This window comes from Mycobacterium sp. NGS66, assembly GCF_059812225.1.
The window spans coordinates 52,525-72,401 of the sequence record NZ_JCALCG010000019.1 but is presented as its reverse complement, the minus strand read 5'-3'; the positions used below and the strand labels follow the sequence as shown (position 1 = coordinate 72,401).

The following is a 19,877-nucleotide window of genomic DNA, read 5'->3' as shown; positions in this document are numbered from 1 at the left end:
TGCTTTCGTCTCCTTACTTCCCGGTTCCGGCTTGGCGGGGCAGCCACGGCTCCTTCCAACCGTGGTGACCACGCAGCAGCGACGACGCGGCCTTTGGACCCCAGGTCCCGCGGTCATACTGATGGATTTCGCTGGGTTCGTCCAGCAGCGGCTGCACGATCCGCCAGGTCTGTTCGATGCTGTCTTCCCGGGCGAACAGCTGGTGATTGCCGGTCATGGCGGCGTGCAGCAGCAACTCGTAGGGACGCTCCGGCTCGCCGAGATCCTCGGAGAACAACGAATCGAGATGCACGGGATGCCAGTCGTCGCCCACTTGGGCGGCGATTCGCAGGCGCATCCCCGGGTCGGGGTCGATGCGCAGCACGATCTGATTGGGCTCGGCCGGCCGGCAGTCCGGCAGAAAGGCCATTGCCGGAACCCGCCGCAGGAACAGCCGTACCTCGGTGACCTTGTGCGGCAGGCCTTTTCCGGCGCGCAGAAAGATGGGCACACCGGCCCATCGCCAGTTGTCGATCTCGGTCCGCAGAGCCACAAAAGTCTCGGTCTGCGAATCCTTCGCCACCCCATCGATGTCCGTGTAGCCGCGATACTGGCCACGCACGCAACGTTCAGGTTGTAAGGCCGGCATGGCGCGGAAGACTTCGTCCTTTTTGTCGTTCAGATCGTCGGCGCTGGGTCCGACCGGCGGCTCCATCGTGACCAGCGCAAGCACCTGCAGCAAATGGTTTTGCACCACATCCCGCAACGCGCCCACCGCGTCGTAGAACTTGCCGCGATCTTCGACGCCGAAGTCCTCGGCCATGGTGATCTGAATTTCGGAGACGCTGCGGCGATCCCACAGCTCGGCCAGCGCGGTATTGCCGAACCGCAGACATTCCAGCTCGACGACGGGTTGCTTGCCCAGGAAGTGATCCACTCGCAGGATTTGGTCTTCGTCGAGCACCGCGTGCAGCCGATCGTTGAGTTCGCGTGCGGACTGCAGGTCGTGGCCGAACGGCTTTTCCACGGCGACGCGTGCGCGCTCCAGCAGTCCGACACGGCCCAGGTTCTCGACAATCGGCGCGAACAATGCCGGCGGCATTTCCAGGTAGTACAGCGGACGGTAATCCGAACCGATGAGCTCGGACAGCGAGTCGTAGAACTGGCTGTCGGTGACGTCGCCCTGCGCATAGTCCAGCCGGCTCGCCAACCGGTCGAATACCGCGTCGTCGATTTTTTCGCCGGCATCGGCGATGGACTTACGAGCCCGGTCGATCAACTCGTCGACTTTCATCTCGTCGCTGGCCACACCCAGGATCGGGCAATCCAGCAGCTTACGGACTTCGAGCCGGTACAGGGCCCGGAAGGTCATCTTGCGCGCCAGATCGCCGGTGATGCCGAAAATCACCAGCAGATTCGAGGAATCGCTATCGCCGTCGGCCACTACCGCACCTCCCCAGTGTCAGTCCGTATAGCCGAAGGTTATAGCCCCGAAACGCCCATCAGATCGGCCCTGGAAGGATGGTTCGCCGTGAGTGGCGCGCTGCAGATCGTGGTCTACGTCTTGGCTGCGGTTGCCGCGATCGAGGCCGGTGGGCTGGTCGTGTTGTGGCGACTGCTCAGCCGCAGTCGTCAAGAGCTCGAGGAATTGCGGCAACGGGCCGACGCTCGCAACCGGCTGCTGTCCGGTGGGCGCGAAGCGGTGAAAACCGTATGGCAAACCGCCAACCTGATGCGCACCGAGGGCTTTGGAGCAGTTGTGCGCAGCTCGATCGAAGATCTCGCCGACTGGGCCGAGGTCGAACGGCCCGACCTGGCCCGGATCACGCCCGACGGCCGGGTGGTGATTTTGTTCTCCGACATCGAGGAGTCCACCGCCCTGAACGAACGGATCGGCGACCGGGCGTTTGTCAAGCTGATCGCGGCGCACGCCAAGCTTGTCGACGAACTGGTGCAGGACCGGGGTGGACATGTGGTGAAAAGCCAGGGCGACGGGTTCATGGTCGCCTTTGCCCGCGCCGACGACGCCGTGCGTTGCGGCATCGACCTCCAGCAGGCGTTGCAGAACAATGGAAAGCGCAAGCGCCACAAGGATCTTCCGGATATTCGGGTACGGATCGGTGTCCACATGGGTCGCTCGGTGCGCCGCGGCGACGATCTTTTCGGCCGCAACGTCGCGATGGCGGCGCGGGTGGCGGCGCAGGCCGAAGGGGGAGAGATCCTGGTGAGCCAACCGGTGCGGGACGCCCTGGACAAGTGTGAAGACATTCGTTTCGACGACGGCCGCGAGGTCGAATTGAAAGGGTTCTCCGGCAGCTACCGCTTGTTCGCCGTCGACACGGACGGCGCGTCGGAGTCGGACTGACCGAACGCTATTGGGTTGGGGAGCTCTCATGTTCGGACTCGGACAATCTCTGGTGCAGCCTGGCCCGAACCTCGTCTGGCGTGTAGGCGCGCCGCTTCCGCTGATCGCGCGCGACCAGCACACCACCGGCGACGACGCCGGCAACACCGGCGAGTCCGATCCACTTCCACATGTTGCGCATGGTTGACAGGCTATTCTGCAGCCCGCTGACCGCAATGTCGCACGCCCAGTCCTTTCCCGTACATAATGACGAAAACCTAAGCGACGAACGGGCTTAACCCACATGCTGACTCTCGACCAGGCGCTCGAAGAGACCCGGACCGGCGACTTGTGGCTGTTCCGCGGCGGCTCTCGACCCGACCGCGCCATCCAGACGTTGACAAACGCCCCGGTGAACCACGTCGGAATGACCGTCGCCATCGACGATTTGCCACCGCTTATCTGGCATGCCGAGCTTGGCGACAAGCTCGTCGACCTGTGGACCGGCACCCATCACCGTGGCGTTCAGCTCAACGATCTTCGGCAAGCCGTGTTGCAATGGACCGACCGCTACCACCAGCGCTGCTGGCTGCGTCAGTTGACGCCGTATGCCAGCCGCGAACAGGAAAACGAACTGCTACGGGTGATCGCGAGGATGGACGGAACGCCGTTCCCCACCGCCGCCCGGCTCACCGGGCGATGGTTTCGCGGGCGGCTGCCGACAATCAATGACTGGGTGCGAGGAATTCCGGTGGTGGACAAGAAGGTTCGCGAGCAGACAAAGCGACGCAGGCAAGAGCGCAAGATGAGTCTGGAGACGGCCTACTGCGCCGAGACCGTCGCCATCACCTACGAAGAGATGGGATTGCTCGTCACCGACAAGGACGCGAACTGGTTCGACCCGGGCAAGTTCTGGAGCGGGGACACGCTGCCGCTGGCGCCGGGGTATCAGCTGGGCGGCGAAATCGCCGTCGCCGTCGGCTCGGGCTAGCGGACCGTCATCTCCCCCATCTCCGACCAACCCGTCGCATCGACCGTCTGACTGATGATCTTCGGCGTGGACTTAAGCGCCTTCGGCAGCTCCTGCATCGCCTGTTTGAAGTGATCGCTGTTGACGTGCACGCCGCCCGCGTCACCGTCGCGAAAGGCTTCGACCAGCACATACTCAGCCGGGTTGTCCAGGCTGCGGGACCATTCGAACCACAAATTGCCCTCTTCGGCGCGGGTCGCCGCGGTGAACGATGCGACCAGCTCCGGCCAGCGCTCGGACCATTCGGGTTTGGTTTCGAACTTGACGACGATAAAGATCATGGCCGCTCAGATTACGTGGTTGAGGCGACGTCCACGCGCGTGGACTGTCGCCGAGACTGCGGCCATGGCGCGCTGGCGGCTGTGGCCCAGGCCCTGACCGCAGAATGGGCGCCATCAGCGCAGGCTCGTCTGGGTGCCGCCCGACTCGCGCCAACGGACTATGCCTGCCAGCAAATCGCGCAGTTTCGGACACAGCTCGGCGGACGATTATTGGCAGACCAAAACTACGCGGCCTAAAAACCGGTTAAGCCGCCACTTGTGGGAATAAAGTGATATTGCCCACAAGCGGCGGCTCCGGCCTAATTCGGCAACAATGGGCGAAGAATGTGATCCTGATCACCACATCCGTCAGCCGGTTTGTTTACGTATTCGCGATGTCCGGATCACCCACCGGCGACGGCATTGCCGCATCCACCACGCTGGGCGACTCTGGCGGCGCGGGCGGCGCGTCGGGTGCGGGGGCGTCTTCGGGCGCGGGCGCCGGCAGCGTCACACCGACCAGAACGGGCGCCGGCGGCTCGTCGACCGAGGGCAGACCTTCGATCTCGTCCATCGGCAAGAACATATGGTGAGTGAATCCACGCTGGTAGGCACCGGCACCACCGATGCGGACACCACCGCGTTCACCGCTTGATACGGGCGTCCCGTCGGGCAGGGTCACCGCGGTGTGGCCACTGTTCCAGCCGATCACCAATGCGTTGGGAGCGGTTCCATATTGGAAGCCGCGCGACAACAAAGCCGATTCTTCGTTTCCGGTGTTGAACCTGTTTCCGAAAACCGGCCTATTCGTCGCCGCATTCGATATCCACGAAGCCAGCCCTGAACAGTCGGTCCCGGCGGGAGAATCACCACCCGGAATATACGGAGTGCCGGACACTTGATTGACAAGCGCCAACAGCGTAGCAACAGCAATCATGGGCAGGGACGCTACCAATAATATGGATAGACAACCAAAGTTTGTGGCAGTAATCACGTTTGAATTCGATAATGGCGTGGGTCGTATACAGCAAACTCGTCGCAAATCAATGTAACTATTGAAACAGAAGTGAATCTATGGCCACAGCAAACCGGATTAGATAGTGCTTCAACCTCGACTGAGCTGCATCAACGGTGGTGAGATCCGCATCATCCATTTGTATCAGCAAACAGCGTAATTGCACATCGGCCACTCGAGTATCACAACGGCCGGGGTGGTGCCGCTCAAAGTGATATCGCGGATGATGGCGGATTCCAGAATGACTGGCCAGCACCTTGTCGAGACTGACGTGGCTGATGAGACTCCTGTGGTTCCAGCACTCCCAGCACGCGGCTAAACGGGGGTCCAAATCTTGTTGTTCCAGAAACCCCAGCCGTTGGCAGTCGGGTTCCACATCAACTGAGCCCCTGGCGCCCACGACGGTGGAGGCGGCTGCGGCGGCGCCCACGGTGGCGGCGGACCCCACGGTCCCCAGCCCGACGGGCCAAAGGGGCCGCCGGCACGTTGCCACTCGTGGCACTGGTTCCAGTCCCAGTCCGAGACGGTGCCCCAGCCGGGGTCCCATGAATCACCCGGACACCACCGGTAGTTGGGAGCAGGGGCCGGAGCCGCCTGCGCCCGGGGTTCGAGGCCGCCGGCCGGTGCGAAAGCGGACAACGCCAACCCCGCAGCCACCAGCATTGGTGCACACCGCCGAACCCTGTTTCGCCTTGAAGTCGCCATCTCCAAAGAATTTCCCTTTGCACAGCGTCAAGCAAGTAGGCATTTCATCGAAAGCGATCGAGCTCCGCCATGACCGAATTATCTCCAGTCGGGCGTCGAGCAGGGGTTTCCAGAGTTACTCTGTGCCGATGATCGCGGGCGACAAGGCGCCTGACTTCACTCTGTATGACCACACCGGTCGTCCTCGGACACTGTCTGAGTTCCTTTCCGAAGGGCCGGTTGTGCTGTTCTTCTTCCCATTGGCGTCCTCACCGATCTGTACAGCCCAGGCCTGTCATTTTCGGGATCTGAGCAACGAATTCGCCACGGTTGGCGCCCACCGGCTCGGCATCAGTACCGACACCGTCGACAAACAGGCCCACTTCGCTCAACAGCGCAAGTTCGACTATCCGCTGCTCTCCGACGCGGACGGTGTGGTGTCCGAGCTGTTCGGCGTGCGCCGAGGCAGGCTCGCCAAGCTGCGTCGATCCATCGTGGCGCGCGAGGCGGCGCGGCATCGCCGGCATACTCGGCGCCGTGGCCTGCTAGCCCGGCTGCTGCCGGTCAGACGGACGACATTCGTCATCGACACCGACCGCACCATACTCAAGGTCGTCTCCAACGAGCTGCGCGCATCGGTGCACGCCGATCAAGCCTTGTGGTTCTTGCAGAACCGCATGTCGCATCCTTCGCCACATGTCCGGCACAGGCACACCAACGCGCACCGGCGTTCGGAAGTCAGAGGCGAACCGCTCGACGATTTGTTCACCGAACCGGAACCGGCGGACGAACCGAGCCTGGTCCGGCCGTACGCGCTGACAACAGGCCTGGCACCCGAGGCGCCCGTCGAAGCGCTCAACCCGACAGCGAAGCCGCCGCACTGGCGGAGAAATGACGTCCGGAGCCAAATCCTGACAGCGTCCGCGCACAGCCCGTCGGTCGCGGAGATTGCCGCTCGGCTGTCCCTGCCGCTCGGTGCGACGCGGTTTCTGGTCGACGACCTGGTGACGCAGGGTTATTTGCGGGTACGGGCCCCCCTCGGTGATTCGATGACAATAGACGAACGACGTGAACTGATAACCAGGACCGTGCGTGGCCTACGAGCGCTCTGAGGGGTGAGTCACTGAACGCCCCCAACCTCCCCGACCAGCACTTGGACGGCAACACCGAGCGCCTCATAGGTAGACCGCGCCCGGGCATCTCGAGTGGCCAATACGGTACCGTGCTCGCGAGCCGCCAAAGCCACTAACCCGTCGTATGTTGCGCCACCGGCAATACCTCGTCGCGCGAACTCGCGATGTGCCGATCGCGCGGCGCGCGCACCGAGTTGCAGCGACGCAGCAAAGTTCGCATCGATCAATGCCACTGCATCAGCAGCAGCGACGCGAGCATCGCCAGGCAGCCGGGTCAGGACCGAGTACGTCTCCGCCAGGGCGTGCCCACAAAGGCCCAGGGTTCGATTCTCCGCCCACGCAGCGATCGCCGCGTGCTGTCGGTGCGTTGTCATCAGCAGTGGTATTGCGACACTGGTGTCGACCGCCGTGACAAGGACGGTTGTCAACGTCGCGCGGAGTCGATCAGAGCGAACATCATCTCGTCGGTAACCTCGGTGTCGGCGCGAGCCACCAAGCGCCCCTTCGCATCCCGCTCCAGCCGGGCTGTCCGGCCAGCAGGTGTCACCTGCAATCCAGTCCCGTACGGCGAGATGTCCACCGTCGTACCCGGGGTCAAGCCGAGCGCGTCACGAAGGTGTTTGGGTAGCACCACGCGCCCCCCCGAATCGATCACCGCTTCCATGGGAACATGTTACCAATGAAATCCCATTCCAGGGGCGGGCCGGCGTCCGTTTACACGTTGAAACGAAACTCCACCACGTCACCGTCGGCCATGACGTAGTCCTTACCTTCGATCCGGACCTTGCCGGCCGCCTTCGCCGCCGCCATCGACCCCGCGGCAATCAGGTCGTCGTACGAAACGATCTCGGCCTTGATGAAGCCCTTCTCGAAGTCGCTGTGGATCACCCCAGCCGCCTTGGGCGCGGTGTCCCCCTGGTGAATTGTCCACGCCCGCGCCTCTTTCGGTCCTGCGGTCAGAAACGTCTGCAACTTCAAAGTGTGAAAACCCGCCCGTGCCAACGCATCCAGGCCGCGCTCGGACTGGCCAATCGACTCCAGCAGCTCGGCGGCCGACTCGTCGTCGAGTTCGGAAAGCTCAGACTCGATGGCGGCATCCAGAAACACCGCGTCGGCCGGTGCAATCAGCGCACGCAACTCCGCGACGCGCGCGGGGTCGGTCAGCACCGCCTCGTCGGCGTTGAACACATACAGGAATGGCTTGGTGGTCAACAGGTTCAGCTCCCGCAACACCGAAGTGTCCATACCCGATGCGAACAGCGTCGTCCCGCCGTCCAACACTTGTCGTGCGGCCAGCGCCGCCTCGTAGAGCGGCTTGCGCTCCTTATTGTTGCGGGCCTCCTTCTCCAGCCTGGGCAGCGCACGCTCCAGGGTCTGCAGGTCGGCCAAAATCAACTCGGTATGGATCACCTCGATATCGGACTTCGGGTCCACGCGCCCGGCGACGTGCGTCACGTCGTCGTCGGAGAACACCCGCACGACCTGGCAGATGGCGTCGCATTCGCGGATATGGGCCAGGAACTTGTTGCCCAGCCCGGCTCCTTCGGAGGCGCCCTGGACCAGGCCGGCGATGTCCACGAACGTCACGGGGGCCGGAACGACGCGCTCTGAGTGAAATAGCTCCGCGAGCTTGTCGAGTCGCGGATCGGGCAGCGATACCACTCCCTCGTTGGGCTCGATAGTGGCGAACGGATAGTTGGCCGCCACCACATTTTTGCGGGTCAGCGCGTTGAACAGCGTCGACTTGCCCACATTGGGCAGACCCACGATTCCCAGGCTCAAGCTCACGAGGAACCAAGTCTAGGGCTCGGCGGCCAAACCGCCCGACCCAGAGAGCCGGTGCTGACCCATGCCACGCCCCGGTCTTGACAAGGTATTTACGAGCCTTTGGGCCCATTGCCGGTACGGTCAACTTGTGTCAGCGCAGCGGGAAAGGTCGGCAGTCGAGGCTGCCCACCGCTCCATCCTCCCCAATGTGGTAGGTGTGCCGTGGTGGGGCGCCCTGCTGATCGCCATTGGCGGAACGGTCGTCGGGTACGGCATCGACGCCGGTCACAAGGAGCTGACCCACGTTTTCGCGGCCTGCTATATAGCCGGTTGCGTGATCGCTGTGCTGGTGGTGCGGCAGTCGGGCGTGTTCACCGCGGTGATCCAGCCGCCGCTAATTCTGTTCTGTGCGGTGCCCGGCGCCTATTGGCTGTTCCACGGCGGCAAGATCGACAAGCTCAAAGACCTTCTGATCAACTGCGGCTATCCGCTGATCGAGCGATTCCCGCTGATGTTGGGCACCGCCGGCGTCGTGCTGTTGATCGGCCTGGTCAGGTGGTACTTCGGCATGACACACCGCTCTACTGCCGACGCGGAAGGCACTACCGCCGCACCGGCCGGCACGGAATCGAAGTCGCTGCTCAGCGGTCTGGGCGCAAAACTGGGGTCGATGCTCAAAGGGTCCGACGACGACGAAGACGAAGCCCGCTCAGCCCGCCCGCGCGCGGCCCGTCGGACCGCCAGAACCAGCCCCAGAACTGGCCGAGAGGCCCGCGCCAGTCGCGCCGCTCGGCGTCCCGACCGAACCCGCTCCCGGCATTCTCGAGCCGGCCAGGACGACCACACCGACTCGGCCGCCGAGCGACGGCAACGTCGTCGGCCCCAGCAGAGCCCGCGCGACTTCGACGCCGAGGCGCCCCGTCGCTCCCGACGTCCGCGGCCGCAAGGGGAGCCGGACGCACGGGACCGACGTAGCCAGCCGCCGCGTGAACCGCGCCGGGGTTCCTACGGACGGCGCGGTTCCTACGAGCGACCGCCGAGCCGCCGCCTCGATCCCTACGAGAGCCAGGAGCCGCCGTCACCGGACTTCTCCCGTTACGAAAAGCCCTACGACCGCTACGAGCCGTATGAGCAGCCGCGGCGTCGCGCCGCACAGCGGGAAGGGGCCAACCCGACGCACCACCCGATCTCCCAGGTCCGCTACCGCGGCTCGGTGCCGCAGGACGAGCGTCCTGACGACCCTCGGGCCCGACGACGGCCGCGCGCATCGCGCCGCTCCCAGGCTGAATCCTGGGAATACGACTACTGAGCCGAAAAGCTTCAGAGCACCTTCCGGATTTCCCTGGGCAGGGCGAAAACCAGCGTCTCGTTGGCCGTCGTCACCGGCTGCACCACGTCGAAACCGCAGTCGGCCAGCCGCTCCAGCACACCGCGGACCAGCACCTCGGGAACGGATGCACCCGAGGTGACGCCGACGGTGGTGACACCCTCTAGCCAGGCCGGGTCGATATCGTCGGCCCAGTCGACCAGATGGGCGGCGCGCGAACCGCCCCCCAGCGCCACCTCGACCAGGCGCACGGAGTTCGACGAATTGCGCGAGCCGACGACGATGACCAGCTCGCACTCCGGGGCCATCGCCTTGACCGCCACCTGCCGGTTTTGCGTCGCATAGCAGATGTCGTCGCTGGGCGGGTCCTGCAGCTTCGGGAACCGCTGGCGCAACCGCTCGACGATCTCCATGGTTTCGTCCACCGACAGCGTGGTCTGCGACAACCAGACGACCTTGTCCTCGTCGCGCACGGTCACCTGATGCACGGCGTCGACGCCGTCGACGAGCTGCACGTGGTCGGGCGCCTCACCGGCGGTGCCGATCACCTCCTCGTGGCCTTCGTGACCGATCAACAGGATGTCGTAGTCGTCGCGCGCGAAGCGCCTGGCCTCGTTGTGCACCTTGGTGACCAGCGGGCAGGTGGCGTCGATGGTCTGCAGGTTGCGTTCGGCAGCGGCCGCATAGACCGTCGGCGCGACACCGTGCGCGGAGAACACCACTATCGCGCCCTCGGGAACCTCGTCGGTCTCTTCGACGAACACCGCACCCGCCTTGGCCAAGGTGTCGACCACATGGCGGTTGTGCACGATCTCGTGGCGCACATAGACCGGCGGCCCGTACTTCTCCAGCGCGCGCTCGACCGTCTCGACGGCCCGATCCACACCGGCGCAGTAGCCCCGCGGCTCTGCCAGCAACACCCGTTTGCGGATTGGACCGTCGACAACGGAGCTGCTGGCACCGGGAATCCCCATGTCGACAGTGGGTGGCATGCCATTCAGGGTACGTTCTGCCGACGCACATCGGCCAGGTCACGGCCCTCAGCTTGGCGTCAGCGGCCGCTTAGGGCAGGCTGGGGGCCATGGCTACTGCACCGTATGGGCTTCGGCTATTGGTCGGCGCGGCGACAGTCGCCGTCGAGGAGACAAAGAAGCTGCCGCGAACCATCCTGATGTACCCGATGACGTTGGCCAGTCAGGCCGCGCACCTGGTGATGCGATTTCAGCAAAACCTGGCTGAACTTGTGATCAAGGGCGACAGCACTCTCGAGGCGCTGTTCCCGCCCAAGGACGAGCAGCCGGAGTGGGCAACGTTCGACGAGGATCTGATCGAGGGCGACGCCACCGTCACGGCGCTGCCCGACGCCGGTGAGGGAGATCGCCGGCCCGAGGGCCGGTTCGCGTTGTACTCGGTCTCCGATACCTCCGACTCCCCCACCGAGCCGATATCCAGCAAACAGTCGAAAAAGTCGGCGGCCAAGGCCACGGTCCCGGTGCCACCGGTGGCGACCGAGTTGGACTATCCGGCGCTGACGCTGGCGCAGTTGCGGGCCCGGCTGCAATCGCTGCATGTCGACGAACTCGAAGCCCTCCTGGCCTACGAGCAGGCCACCAAGGCCCGCGCTCCGTTCCAGACGCTGCTAGCCAACAGGATCACCCGCGCGAACGCGAAGTGACGCGTCTGGATTCGGTGCCGAATTCCGCCGAGAATCCGTTCCCGGTTCGCGCGGTCGCCGTCCGGGTCGCGGGCTGGATCGACAAACTCGGCATCGTGTGGGTCGAGGGCCAGTTGGCGCAGATCACGATGCGGCCAAACTCCAATACGGTGTTCATGGTGCTGCGTGACCCGGCTGCCGACATGTCGCTGACCGTGACCTGCTCGCGCGACTTGGTGCTGGCCGCCCCGGTGAAGTTGGCCGAAGGCACTCAGGTGGTGGTCTGCGGCAAGCCGACCTTCTACACCGGGCGCGGCACATTCTCGTTACGTCTCAGCGAGATTCGTGCGGTCGGTGTGGGCGAGCTGCTGGCCCGCATCGAGCGGTTGCGCCGCCTGCTGGATGCCGAAGGCCTGTTCGACCCGCGCCTCAAGCGACCAATCCCGTTCCTGCCCAACGTGATTGGCCTCATCACCGGCCGCGCCAGCGCCGCCGAGCGCGATGTGACCACGGTGGCTACCGCCCGCTGGCCGGCGGTACGGTTCGCCGTCCGCAATACCGCCGTGCAGGGACCCAACGCCGTCCCGCAGATCGTCGAGGCCCTGCGTGAACTCGACCTGGACCAAGATGTCGACGTGATCGTGCTAGCCCGTGGCGGTGGCAGTGTGGAGGACCTGCTGCCGTTTTGCGACGAGACGCTGTGCCGGGCGATCGCGGCCTGCCGCACCCCCGTGATCAGCGCGGTCGGTCACGAGCCGGATAACCCGCTGTGCGACCTGGTCGCCGACCTGCGCGCCGCCACCCCGACCGATGCGGCCAAGAAAGTGGTCCCCGACACCGCCGCCGAGCAACTGCTCATCGACGAGCTACGACGGCGCAGCGCGCAGGCGTTACGCAATTGGGTGTCTCGGGAGCAACGCACACTGGCTCAATTGCGCAGTCGCCCGGTGTTGGCGGCGCCATTGACGACGATCAATACCCGCGCCGACGAGATCCACCGGGCTCGGTCGGCGATTCGCCGTGACATCACCCGATTGCTCACGACAGAGACCGAGCGCGTCGGGCATCTGAGCGCGCGGCTGGCCACGCTGGGCCCGGCCGCCACGTTGGCCCGCGGCTACGCGGTTGTGCAGACTGTTGCAGCAGCCGAGCCGATGCGGGTGTTGCGGTCGGTGGACGAGGCGCCGGCCGGTACTAGGCTGCGGATTCGGGTTGCCGATGGGGCGGTGGCGGCGGTCAGTGAGGGGCGCACGGATGGTTCCTGACGAAGAAAGCTTCTCGGTTACGCCCATTAGTCAGCTTGGCTATGAAGCTTGCCGCGACGAGCTGATCGAAGTCGTTCGCCTGCTGGAACAGGGTGGGCTGGATCTCGATGCGTCGCTGAAGCTGTGGGAAAGGGGCGAACAGCTGGCCAAAAGGTGCGAAGAGCAGTTGGCCGGCGCTCGGCAGCGAATAGCCGATGCGCTCGGTGACGGCCAAGCCGAGTAACACTGACCCCGGCCGGCCGGAAGAGAATTTCCAGCGAAAACTGGAACACGTTTCAGTTATTTTCGACTATGCTTCGCGTCACTATGGGTGATGCATCTTTGACAACCGAGCTGGGCAGGGTCCTGGTCACCGGCGGCTCCGGCTTCGTCGGCGCCAACCTGGTGACCACTTTGCTGGACCGCGGACACCAGGTCCGTTCCTTCGACCGCGCGCCGTCGCCGCTACCACAGCACCCGAAACTGGAGGTGTTGCAAGGTGACATCACCGACGTCGGCGTTTGCGCCGCGGCGGTCGACGGCATCGACACCATCTTCCACACCGCCGCCATCATCGAGCTGATGGGCGGTTCGTCGGTGACCGAGGAATATCGCAATCGCAGTTACTCGGTGAACGTCGGCGGTACCAAGAACCTGCTGCACGAAGCGCAGAAGGCCGGCGTGAAACGGTTCGTCTACACGGCGTCCAACAGCGTGGTGATGGGCGGCAAGAAGATCTCCGGCGGCGACGAGACAATGCCCTACACCGACCGGTTCGCCGACCTGTACACCGAAACCAAAGTCGTCGCCGAGAAGTTCGTGCTCTCACAGAACGGTGTCGACGGCTTGCTCACCTGTTCCATCCGGCCCAGCGGCATCTGGGGACGCGGCGACCAGACCATGTTCCGCAAATTGTTCGAAAGCGTGGTGGCCGGCCACGTCAAGGTGCTGGTCGGCGGCAAGAACGCCAAGCTGGACAACTCTTACGTGCACAACCTGATTCACGGTTTCATCCTGGCCGCCGAGCATCTGGTGGAGGGCGGGACCGCACCGGGACAGGCCTACTTCATCAACGATGGCGAGCCGATCAACATGTTCGAGTTCGCCCGCCCCGTCGTCACCGCGTGTGGGCAGCCGTGGCCGAAGATGCGGGTGTCGGGCCGGTTGGTGCGCGATGTGATGAAGGTGTGGCAGTGGCTGCACTTCAAGTTCGGGCTGCCCAAGCCGCCACTGGAACCCCTTGCGGTGGAACGGCTTTACCTCGATAACTACTTCTCCATCGCGAAGGCGCAGCGCGACCTGGGCTACCAGCCGCTGTTCACCACCAAGCAGGCCATGGACGAATGCCTGCCGTATTACGTCGAGCTTTTCGAGCAGGTCAGGGCGGCATCGAAGCCCCACCTGGCGTCCGTCGTCTCAGCGCGGCCGCCGGAGTAGCGTCTGGAATGAGCCGCGAAACTGCAACTGCCGACGCATTTCTCGGGTGGAGGCGTCGGCAGTTGCACTTTCGCGAGCGCCGGAACTAGGTAAGCCGCTGAGTCAGAAACTCCACCACGCGTTTACGGGCCTCGTAGGCCGCTTGTCCCTCGACCTCGCGAACCTCGTCGGTGAGCACCGAGTGCGCCATCTTGCCGAAACCGCCCTCATTGCCCGGGCCGGAATCGATTTCGATCACCTCGAAAGCGTCGCCGAGCCGCTCCTTGAGCACCGTGAACCGTTCGCCCGGGGCCATCTTGTCCGCGCTGAACCGCAAACCCATGGCGCACAAGCCGTCGTTGGCACACCGCTCGGCGACCGTGGTCAGCTCGGATTCGCTCAGTCCGGGGTCACGCCGATGCGCCGCAGCCAGCGCAATCGGAACCGACGGCTGGCTGAGCACCGGCGCCAGCACACTATCGTCGACGGCGGCGGCCAACGCGAAGCCGCCGGTGAAGCACTGGCCGATCACCCCGACGCCCTTGCCCGGCGTCGAGGCGTTGAGGTCGCGAGCCAAGGCACGCAGGAACGATGACACCGGCCGCTGCTTGTTCAACGCGAACGCCGCGAATTCCCTTGCGACACAAGCCCGGGCGATGGTCGCGACGGTATAGCCGACCGTCTTCGGCTTGCCTGGCTCACCGAACAGCGACGGAATCGCGACGGTGAATCCGTTGTCCACCAGATGATTTCCGAGCCCTAGCACACCGGGATGGATTCCGGGGATCTCGGGAATCAGCACCACCCCTGGGCCGGCGCCTTTGCGATAGACATCGTGGGTGTAGCCGCCACCGCTGAACGGTGCCGCCGACCATCCGGACAAATCCGCTTCGGGTGCAGTCACTTGGTGTCCTCTCCTGCGAAGCGCCCCGCTACCGGGCCGGTAATGGCGCTTGCGATTGCGTCGCGGACGCCAGCGTACGGAACTCGTCGGCGCTGGCGGCGCCGGTGATCGCGATCTGAACGCGCCCCCCGGGGCTGGTGAGCGCGGTGGTCCACACCGGCTCGGAGTCGGCCCCTTGCCCGCTGCCCTGGTAGACCACCCAGGCGGTGCCGGCGACGTCGACCGCACCGGTGGGGACCGCCGACCGATGAATCGATCCGACGAGCTTGTCCTCGTCGGCGTTGCTCTGCGTCAGGCTCAGATAGCGACCGCTCGGCGCGATGTATCCGACGGTCGAGGTCGCCGCGTTCAGCCGCTGACCGGTCGACGGATCGGTTCGCCCGTTCTCGATGCCGCCGCGGCTGCCGGAGTTGGACCGCCAGCCCGCCGGCAGCTGGGGCAGCCGGATCGGAAAGCCCAGCGTCGCGGCGTCGGCCCGCAGCGCCGTGGCCGCGTCGTAGGACGGGATGCGTCCCTCGTGGGTGCGGCCCGGCTGGAACGAACACATTCCGACCAGGCCGGCCAGCAGGATGCATCCGATGACCAGCGGCGCCAGCGACCAAAACATGTCGCGGCCGTCCTGTAGCAGGCGCGGTTTGGGCGGCCTGGGCACCGGTCCCGGCTCACCGGCCGACCCTGCGGTCGGGGCGGTCGGCGTCGGGTCCACGGTCACTCCGCCGAGTATTCCAGCCGAACGGTTCCAGCCCAGCTCCAGGCGACCGATCTGCTTCTGGGACAATCGGCAACCATGACAGCAGAGGGCGACCGCACGTCAGGACCCGGTTCGCCAGTAGCCCAGCCGACCGTCGTCACCGGACAGTCGCAGTCCCGGTCGCGCGGTGAAGCCCCCGATCGCAACCTGGCCATGGAGTTGGTGCGGGTCACCGAGGCCGGGGCCATGGCCGCCGGCCGCTGGGTGGGGCGCGGCGACAAGGAGGGCGGCGACGGCGCGGCCGTCGACGCGATACGCGAACTGGTCAACACCGTCTCAATGCGCGGCGTCGTTGTCATCGGCGAGGGTGAAAAGGACCACGCGCCGATGCTGTACAACGGCGAAGACGTCGGCAACGGCGACGGCCCGGAATGCGACTTCGCGGTCGATCCGATCGACGGCACCACGCTGATGAGCAAGGGCATGCCCAACGCCATTTCGGTCCTGGCGGTGGCCGACCGGGGTGCCATGTTCGACCCCTCGGCGGTGTTCTACATGAACAAGATCGTCGTCGGGCCGGAAGCCGCCCACGTCCTGGACATCACCAAGCCGATCGCGGACAACATTCGGGCGGTCGCCAGGGTCAAGGAGCTGTCGGTGCGCGACATGACCGTGTGCATCCTGGACCGGCCGCGGCACGCACAGCTGATCGACGACGTCCGCACCACCGGGGCCCGGATCCGGCTGATCACCGACGGCGATGTCGCCGGCGCGATCTCCGCCTGCCGTCCGGGCTCCGGCACCGACATGCTGGCCGGTATCGGCGGCACCCCGGAGGGCATCATCGCCGCGGCGGCGATCCGCTGCATGGGCGGGGCGATCCAGGCGCAGCTGGCGCCGAAGGATGAGCCCGAACGACGCAAGGCGCTCGACGCCGGATACAACCTGGATCAGGTGCTCACCACCGAGGACCTGGTTTCCGGCGAGAACGTCTTCTTCTGCGCGACCGGAGTCACCGACGGAGACCTGCTCAAAGGCGTGCGCTACTACCCCGGCGGGTGCACCACTCAGTCGATCGTGATGCGGTCCAAGTCGGGAACGGTCCGGATGATCGAGGCCTACCACCGGCTGTCGAAGCTCAACGAATACTCCGCCATCGACTTCACCGGCGACAGCAACGCCGCCTATCCCCTGCCGTAATCCACCCCGACCAGACGAACAGGACCTGATTCATGGCCGACGACGGCGAATACCGCATCGAGCACGACACCATGGGCGAGGTGCGGGTGCCGGCAAAAGCGTTGTGGCGCGCCCAAACCCAACGTGCGGTGGAGAACTTCCCGATCTCGGGCCGCGGCCTGGAGCGCGCCCAGATCCGCGCGTTGGGCCTACTGAAGGGCGCGTGCGCACAGGTGAACAAGGAGCTGGGGTTACTGGCGCCGGAGAAGGCCGACGCGATCATCGCCGCGGCTGCCGAGATCGCCGACGGCCGCCATGACGACCAGTTCCCGATCGACGTCTTCCAAACCGGCTCGGGCACCAGCTCGAACATGAACACCAACGAGGTGATCGCGTCGATCGCGGCCGCCAACGGCGTGACCGTGCATCCCAACGACGACGTCAACATGTCGCAGTCGTCCAACGACACCTTCCCGACCGCTACCCATATCGCAGCCACCGAAGCCGCCGTGCGCCACCTGATTCCGGCGCTCGAGGAACTGCACGAGGCGCTGGCGGCCAAGGCGCGCGAGTGGCGCACGGTGGTCAAATCCGGGCGCACCCACCTGATGGACGCGGTTCCGGTGACCCTCGGTCAGGAATTCAGCGGGTACGCCCGGCAGGTCCAGGCCGGGGTCGAGCGAGTTCGGGCCACGCTGCCGCGGCTGGGTGAACTCGCGATCGGCGGTACCGCGGTGGGTACCGGCCTCAACGCGCCGGAAGGCTTCGGCGCCAAGGTGGTCCAGACGCTGGTCGACGAGACTGGTCTGACCGAATTGCGGACGGCGGAAAACTCGTTCGAGGCCCAAGCCGCCCGAGACGGGTTGGTGGAGGCGTCGGGCGCGCTGCGCACCATCGCGGTGTCATTGACCAAGATCGCCAACGACATTCGCTGGATGGGATCGGGCCCGCTGACCGGTCTGGCCGAGATCCAGTTGCCGGATCTGCAGCCGGGTAGCTCGATCATGCCGGGAAAGGTGAATCCCGTTCTGCCGGAAGCAGTTACGCAGGTGGCCGCGCAAGTGATCGGCAACGACGCCGCGGTCGCCTGGGGTGGCGCGAACGGCGCTTTCGAGCTCAACGTCTACATCCCGATGATGGCCCGCAACATCCTGGAATCGTTCAAGCTGCTGACCAACGTGTCAAAGCTGTTCGCGCAGCGCTGCATTACCGGGCTGAAAGCCAACGTCGAGCATCTGCGCGAGCTGGCCGAGTCGTCGCCGTCCATCGTCACGCCGTTGAACTCCGCCATCGGCTACGAGGAGGCCGCCGCGGTGGCCAAACAAGCGCTCAAGGAGCGCAAGACCATCCGCCAGACCGTCATCGACCGCGGGCTGATCGGCGAGAAGCTGTCGGTCGAGGAATTGGACCGCCGGCTGGATGTGCTGGCGATGGCTAAGGTGGCCGACGACTAGAGCAGACTAATCCGGTCCGATGAGCGCGACGGCGGGCTGGCACACATAATTGCGTGACGCGGTCGCGTGGCCACCTCGAAAGTGTGGTCTTCAAGAACGAGGGTGAGTGAAGGTGATTCGGCGATGACGGTTCCTCCGGGCGGTCCCTATGGCCAGGATCCCTACGGAGCGAATCCGTATGGGGAAACGCAATGGGGCGGCCAGCCGCAGGGCTACCCCTACCCGCAGGGCGGCCCCTACCAGCAGGGCGGGTATCCGCCGCAGCAGTATCCACCGGCCGGCCAGCAGTACCCGCAGCCCGGCCAGCAGGTTCCGCCGGGCTGGCCGACGGGTGGCTACCCGCCCGGTCCTCCCGGGCCGGGACCCAAACGCTCGAAGTTGCCCTGGCTGATCCTCGCCGGAATCGCGGTGGTGGGCGTCATCGCGCTAGTGGCGATCCTGGTATTCGCCGGCGGCAACGGCAACAAGTCCAACAATGCCGCGACGACCTCGGCGGCTCCGACGACACCCGCGACGTCGCAACCGGCCAATACCGAGCAGACCGCAACGGACTGCACACCTAACGTGTCCCCCGGCGACAAGCCCACCGGCGACATGATCAGCGCGGGCAAGCTCTCCTTCCCGGCCAGCGCGGCACCCGGTTGGCAGCCGTTCGCCGACGACCAGAGCCCGAACATGATCGGCGGGGTCGGCGTGGGCGCCGAGGTTCCCGGTGCCAGCAACTGGATGATGCAGGCCGAGGTCGGTATCACGAACTTCGTCCCCAGCATGGACGTCGCCGCCCAGGCGTCGAAGTTCATGGACTGCACGGCAACCGGCCAGGGCTACGCCAACGCGTCGCCAACCCTGGGTCCAAAGAAGACGTCGTCGATGAAGGTCGACGGGGTCAACGCCGCCCGGGTGGACGCCGATATCACGATCGCCGATCCCGCTCGCAACGTGAAGGGTGACTCCGTCACGATCATCGCCGTCGACACCAAGCCAGTCACCGTGTTCTTCGGCGCAACACCGATCGGCGACGCCGCTTCGGCCGGAATCATCAACGGTGTGATTGCCGCACTGAAGGTCGCCAAGAGCTGATACGGACCCGCTGGCTGCCAAGAGCTGCCGTAGCACCTGTGCTACACTTGGCCAGTGGCTGTCGAGATAACCCAGCGCGAGCTGCGCAACAACAGCGGCGAGATCATGCGCCAACTCGACCAGGGCGCGTCTTTCATTGTGACGCGAAACGGAATTCCGGTCGGCGAGCTTTCGCCGCTGCGTCGTCAGCGGTTTGTCAGCGCCGCGGCAGCAGTGGCCGCCTTCCGAGGCGCACCGCCCGTAGACCTGGAGCAGCTGCGGGCCGACCTCGACACGGCGACAAGTCAGTCGATCCAACCCCGTGGCTGAGAGTGCGCGCGCTCCGCGAGGGTTGCTCGATACGTCGGTAGTGATCGACCTGGAGCATTTCGACGCCGGACAACTTCCCGGTGAACTCGCGATCAGCTCCCTCACCATGGCCGAGTTGGCGGCCGGGCCGCACGCGACAACTGACAGCGCCGAACGCGCGCGTAGGCAGGATCGCCTGCAGCGGGCTGAGTCGATTTTCGATCCACTGCCGTTCGACGCCGACTGCGCCAGAGCATATGGACGCGTCTACGCCGCAATCGTCGCTACTGGCCGCAAGGCTCGGGGCCCTCGTGCCGTCGATCTGTTGATCGCATCCACCGCAATCGCTGCGGGTCTGCCCCTTTACACGCGTAACGTCGAGGACTTTCGTGGCATCGAGGATCTCGTGGAGATCATCGGCGTCTGAC

24 protein-coding genes and 1 pseudogene are annotated in these 19,877 nt (G+C 65.2%); 14 read left to right on the top strand and 11 right to left on the bottom strand.

Annotated features, from left to right (window positions below; all coding sequences use genetic code 11):
• Positions 1–13: 13 nt before the first annotated feature.
• A complete protein-coding gene (locus tag AC5Y2L_RS26365) occupies positions 14–1,423 on the bottom strand; it encodes a glucose-6-phosphate dehydrogenase (RefSeq protein ID WP_499933053.1) in 1,410 nt (469 codons plus the stop codon).
• Positions 1,424–1,510: 87 nt separating this feature from the next.
• Here AC5Y2L_RS26365 and AC5Y2L_RS26360 point away from each other — a divergent pair, with 87 nt between their 5' ends.
• On the top strand, positions 1,511–2,344 hold the full coding sequence (locus AC5Y2L_RS26360; protein WP_499933055.1) for an adenylate/guanylate cyclase domain-containing protein: 834 nt from the start codon (positions 1,511–1,513) through the stop codon (positions 2,342–2,344).
• Positions 2,345–2,351: 7 nt separating this feature from the next.
• Here AC5Y2L_RS26360 and AC5Y2L_RS26355 read toward each other — a convergent pair whose 3' ends face one another.
• The gene (locus tag AC5Y2L_RS26355) at positions 2,352–2,525 is read right to left on the bottom strand and encodes a hypothetical protein (RefSeq protein ID WP_499933057.1); all 174 of its coding nucleotides are present in this window, start codon (positions 2,523–2,525) and stop codon (positions 2,352–2,354) included.
• A 102-nt stretch (positions 2,526–2,627) separates the two neighbouring features.
• On the opposite strand from AC5Y2L_RS26355, the gene AC5Y2L_RS26350 reads away from it, so the two are divergent.
• Positions 2,628–3,314, top strand: a complete 687-nt coding sequence (locus AC5Y2L_RS26350; RefSeq protein ID WP_499933058.1) for a guanylate cyclase — start codon at positions 2,628–2,630, stop codon at positions 3,312–3,314.
• On the opposite strand, the gene AC5Y2L_RS26345 is transcribed toward AC5Y2L_RS26350, so the two are convergent.
• The 3 genes from AC5Y2L_RS26345 to AC5Y2L_RS26335 all read right to left on the bottom strand — a co-directional run bounded on the left by AC5Y2L_RS26345 (position 3,311) and on the right by AC5Y2L_RS26335 (position 5,291).
• Positions 3,311–3,634, bottom strand: a complete 324-nt coding sequence (locus AC5Y2L_RS26345) for a putative quinol monooxygenase (protein ID WP_499933060.1) — start codon at positions 3,632–3,634, stop codon at positions 3,311–3,313. The two genes, AC5Y2L_RS26350 and AC5Y2L_RS26345, sit on opposite strands and share 4 nt — an antisense overlap.
• Positions 3,635–3,995: 361 nt before the next feature.
• Complete coding sequence (locus AC5Y2L_RS26340; RefSeq protein ID WP_499945258.1) at positions 3,996–4,607, bottom strand: peptidoglycan endopeptidase; 612 nt, start codon at positions 4,605–4,607, stop codon at positions 3,996–3,998.
• A gap of 336 nt (positions 4,608–4,943) precedes the next feature.
• Positions 4,944–5,291, bottom strand: a complete 348-nt coding sequence (locus AC5Y2L_RS26335; protein ID WP_499933064.1) for an Mtp family mycobacterial-type pilin — start codon at positions 5,289–5,291, stop codon at positions 4,944–4,946.
• A gap of 170 nt (positions 5,292–5,461) precedes the next feature.
• Between AC5Y2L_RS26335 and AC5Y2L_RS26330 the strand changes: the two are divergent.
• Positions 5,462–5,995 (top strand): annotated as a pseudogene (locus AC5Y2L_RS26330) (peroxiredoxin); the annotation flags it as partial.
• Positions 5,990–6,424 (top strand): DUF742 domain-containing protein, encoded by a 435-nt coding sequence (locus tag AC5Y2L_RS26325; RefSeq protein WP_499945276.1) that lies wholly within the window; start codon positions 5,990–5,992, stop codon positions 6,422–6,424. The pseudogene AC5Y2L_RS26330 and the gene AC5Y2L_RS26325, both read left to right, overlap by 6 nt.
• Positions 6,425–6,432: 8 nt before the next feature.
• Here AC5Y2L_RS26325 and AC5Y2L_RS26320 read toward each other — a convergent pair whose 3' ends face one another.
• From AC5Y2L_RS26320 to ychF, 3 genes are read right to left on the bottom strand one after another with little or no spacing between them, the layout of a single operon-like run.
• Positions 6,433–6,873 (bottom strand): PIN domain-containing protein, encoded by a 441-nt coding sequence (locus AC5Y2L_RS26320; RefSeq protein ID WP_499933066.1) that lies wholly within the window; start codon positions 6,871–6,873, stop codon positions 6,433–6,435.
• The gene (locus tag AC5Y2L_RS26315) at positions 6,870–7,109 is read right to left on the bottom strand and encodes an AbrB/MazE/SpoVT family DNA-binding domain-containing protein (protein ID WP_499933068.1); all 240 of its coding nucleotides are present in this window, start codon (positions 7,107–7,109) and stop codon (positions 6,870–6,872) included. Before AC5Y2L_RS26315 ends, AC5Y2L_RS26320 begins: the two co-directional genes overlap by 4 nt.
• A gap of 50 nt (positions 7,110–7,159) precedes the next feature.
• Complete coding sequence (gene ychF, locus AC5Y2L_RS26310) at positions 7,160–8,233, bottom strand: redox-regulated ATPase YchF (protein WP_499933070.1); 1,074 nt, start codon at positions 8,231–8,233, stop codon at positions 7,160–7,162.
• A gap of 127 nt (positions 8,234–8,360) precedes the next feature.
• Between ychF and AC5Y2L_RS26305 the strand changes: the two genes are divergently transcribed.
• Positions 8,361–9,521 (top strand): DUF6542 domain-containing protein, encoded by a 1,161-nt coding sequence (locus tag AC5Y2L_RS26305; protein ID WP_499933072.1) that lies wholly within the window; start codon positions 8,361–8,363, stop codon positions 9,519–9,521.
• Between the two features lie 11 nt (positions 9,522–9,532).
• Here AC5Y2L_RS26305 and AC5Y2L_RS26300 read toward each other — a convergent pair whose 3' ends face one another.
• On the bottom strand, positions 9,533–10,531 hold the full coding sequence (locus AC5Y2L_RS26300) for a 4-hydroxy-3-methylbut-2-enyl diphosphate reductase (protein WP_499933074.1): 999 nt from the start codon (positions 10,529–10,531) through the stop codon (positions 9,533–9,535).
• An 89-nt stretch (positions 10,532–10,620) separates the two neighbouring features.
• Between AC5Y2L_RS26300 and AC5Y2L_RS26295 the strand changes: the two genes are divergently transcribed.
• From AC5Y2L_RS26295 to AC5Y2L_RS26280, 4 genes are all read left to right on the top strand, one after another.
• Positions 10,621–11,214: a lipid droplet-associated protein gene (locus tag AC5Y2L_RS26295; protein WP_499933076.1), complete on the top strand. Its 594-nt coding sequence runs from the start codon at positions 10,621–10,623 to the stop codon at positions 11,212–11,214.
• Positions 11,211–12,458, top strand: coding sequence for an exodeoxyribonuclease VII large subunit (gene xseA, locus AC5Y2L_RS26290; protein WP_499933078.1), 1,248 nt, complete (start codon positions 11,211–11,213; stop codon positions 12,456–12,458). The genes AC5Y2L_RS26295 and xseA overlap by 4 nt, the downstream gene beginning before the upstream one ends.
• The gene (locus AC5Y2L_RS26285) at positions 12,448–12,681 is read left to right on the top strand and encodes an exodeoxyribonuclease VII small subunit (RefSeq protein ID WP_499933080.1); all 234 of its coding nucleotides are present in this window, start codon (positions 12,448–12,450) and stop codon (positions 12,679–12,681) included. Before xseA ends, AC5Y2L_RS26285 begins: the two co-directional genes overlap by 11 nt.
• An 83-nt stretch (positions 12,682–12,764) precedes the next feature.
• Positions 12,765–13,874 carry a 3-beta-hydroxysteroid dehydrogenase gene (locus AC5Y2L_RS26280; RefSeq protein ID WP_499933082.1) on the top strand — a complete coding sequence of 370 codons (1,110 nt, stop codon included), beginning with the start codon at positions 12,765–12,767 and terminating at the stop codon, positions 13,872–13,874.
• Positions 13,875–13,959: 85 nt separating this feature from the next.
• Here the strand turns inward: AC5Y2L_RS26280 and AC5Y2L_RS26275 are convergent, their stop codons facing one another.
• Positions 13,960–14,757 carry a dienelactone hydrolase family protein gene (locus AC5Y2L_RS26275; protein ID WP_499933084.1) on the bottom strand — a complete coding sequence of 266 codons (798 nt, stop codon included), beginning with the start codon at positions 14,755–14,757 and terminating at the stop codon, positions 13,960–13,962.
• A 28-nt stretch (positions 14,758–14,785) separates the two neighbouring features.
• Positions 14,786–15,469 (bottom strand): DUF4245 domain-containing protein, encoded by a 684-nt coding sequence (locus AC5Y2L_RS26270; protein WP_499933222.1) that lies wholly within the window; start codon positions 15,467–15,469, stop codon positions 14,786–14,788.
• A gap of 75 nt (positions 15,470–15,544) precedes the next feature.
• On the opposite strand from AC5Y2L_RS26270, the gene glpX reads away from it, so the two are divergent.
• From glpX to AC5Y2L_RS26245, 5 genes are all read left to right on the top strand, one after another.
• Positions 15,545–16,648, top strand: coding sequence for a class II fructose-bisphosphatase (glpX, locus tag AC5Y2L_RS26265; protein WP_499933086.1), 1,104 nt, complete (start codon positions 15,545–15,547; stop codon positions 16,646–16,648).
• A gap of 32 nt (positions 16,649–16,680) precedes the next feature.
• A complete protein-coding gene (locus AC5Y2L_RS26260; RefSeq protein WP_499933088.1) occupies positions 16,681–18,081 on the top strand; it encodes a class II fumarate hydratase in 1,401 nt (466 codons plus the stop codon).
• A 123-nt stretch (positions 18,082–18,204) separates the two neighbouring features.
• Positions 18,205–19,161, top strand: a complete 957-nt coding sequence (locus AC5Y2L_RS26255) for a hypothetical protein (RefSeq protein WP_499933090.1) — start codon at positions 18,205–18,207, stop codon at positions 19,159–19,161.
• Between the two features lie 54 nt (positions 19,162–19,215).
• Entirely contained in the window at positions 19,216–19,470 is a 255-nt protein-coding gene (locus tag AC5Y2L_RS26250; RefSeq protein WP_499933092.1) for a type II toxin-antitoxin system Phd/YefM family antitoxin, read from the top strand.
• Positions 19,463–19,876, top strand: a complete 414-nt coding sequence (locus AC5Y2L_RS26245) for a type II toxin-antitoxin system VapC family toxin (RefSeq protein ID WP_499933094.1) — start codon at positions 19,463–19,465, stop codon at positions 19,874–19,876. The genes AC5Y2L_RS26250 and AC5Y2L_RS26245 overlap by 8 nt, the downstream gene beginning before the upstream one ends.
• Position 19,877: the final 1 nt, after the last annotated feature.

Bases quoted from the DNA above. Each gene is read 5' to 3' on its own strand.
- AC5Y2L_RS26285 (WP_499933080.1), top strand. From the start codon at position 12,448: ATGGTTCCTGACGAAGAAAGCTTCTCGGTTACGCCCATTAGTCAGCTT.
- AC5Y2L_RS26350 (WP_499933058.1), top strand. From the start codon at position 2,628: ATGCTGACTCTCGACCAGGCGCTCGAAGAGACCCGGACCGGCGACTTG.
- AC5Y2L_RS26325 (WP_499945276.1), top strand. From the start codon at position 5,990: ATGTCGCATCCTTCGCCACATGTCCGGCACAGGCACACCAACGCGCAC.
- AC5Y2L_RS26255 (WP_499933090.1), top strand. From the start codon at position 18,205: ATGACGGTTCCTCCGGGCGGTCCCTATGGCCAGGATCCCTACGGAGCG.
- AC5Y2L_RS26335 (WP_499933064.1), bottom strand. From the start codon at position 5,291: ATGCTGGTGGCTGCGGGGTTGGCGTTGTCCGCTTTCGCACCGGCCGGC.
- AC5Y2L_RS26295 (WP_499933076.1), top strand. From the start codon at position 10,621: ATGGCTACTGCACCGTATGGGCTTCGGCTATTGGTCGGCGCGGCGACA.
- AC5Y2L_RS26300 (WP_499933074.1), bottom strand. From the start codon at position 10,531: ATGCCACCCACTGTCGACATGGGGATTCCCGGTGCCAGCAGCTCCGTT.
- AC5Y2L_RS26260 (WP_499933088.1), top strand. From the start codon at position 16,681: ATGGCCGACGACGGCGAATACCGCATCGAGCACGACACCATGGGCGAG.
- AC5Y2L_RS26355 (WP_499933057.1), bottom strand. From the start codon at position 2,525: ATGCGCAACATGTGGAAGTGGATCGGACTCGCCGGTGTTGCCGGCGTC.
- AC5Y2L_RS26315 (WP_499933068.1), bottom strand. From the start codon at position 7,109: ATGGAAGCGGTGATCGATTCGGGGGGGCGCGTGGTGCTACCCAAACAC.
- AC5Y2L_RS26345 (WP_499933060.1), bottom strand. From the start codon at position 3,634: ATGATCTTTATCGTCGTCAAGTTCGAAACCAAACCCGAATGGTCCGAG.
- AC5Y2L_RS26280 (WP_499933082.1), top strand. From the start codon at position 12,765: ATGGGTGATGCATCTTTGACAACCGAGCTGGGCAGGGTCCTGGTCACC.
- glpX (WP_499933086.1), top strand. From the start codon at position 15,545: ATGACAGCAGAGGGCGACCGCACGTCAGGACCCGGTTCGCCAGTAGCC.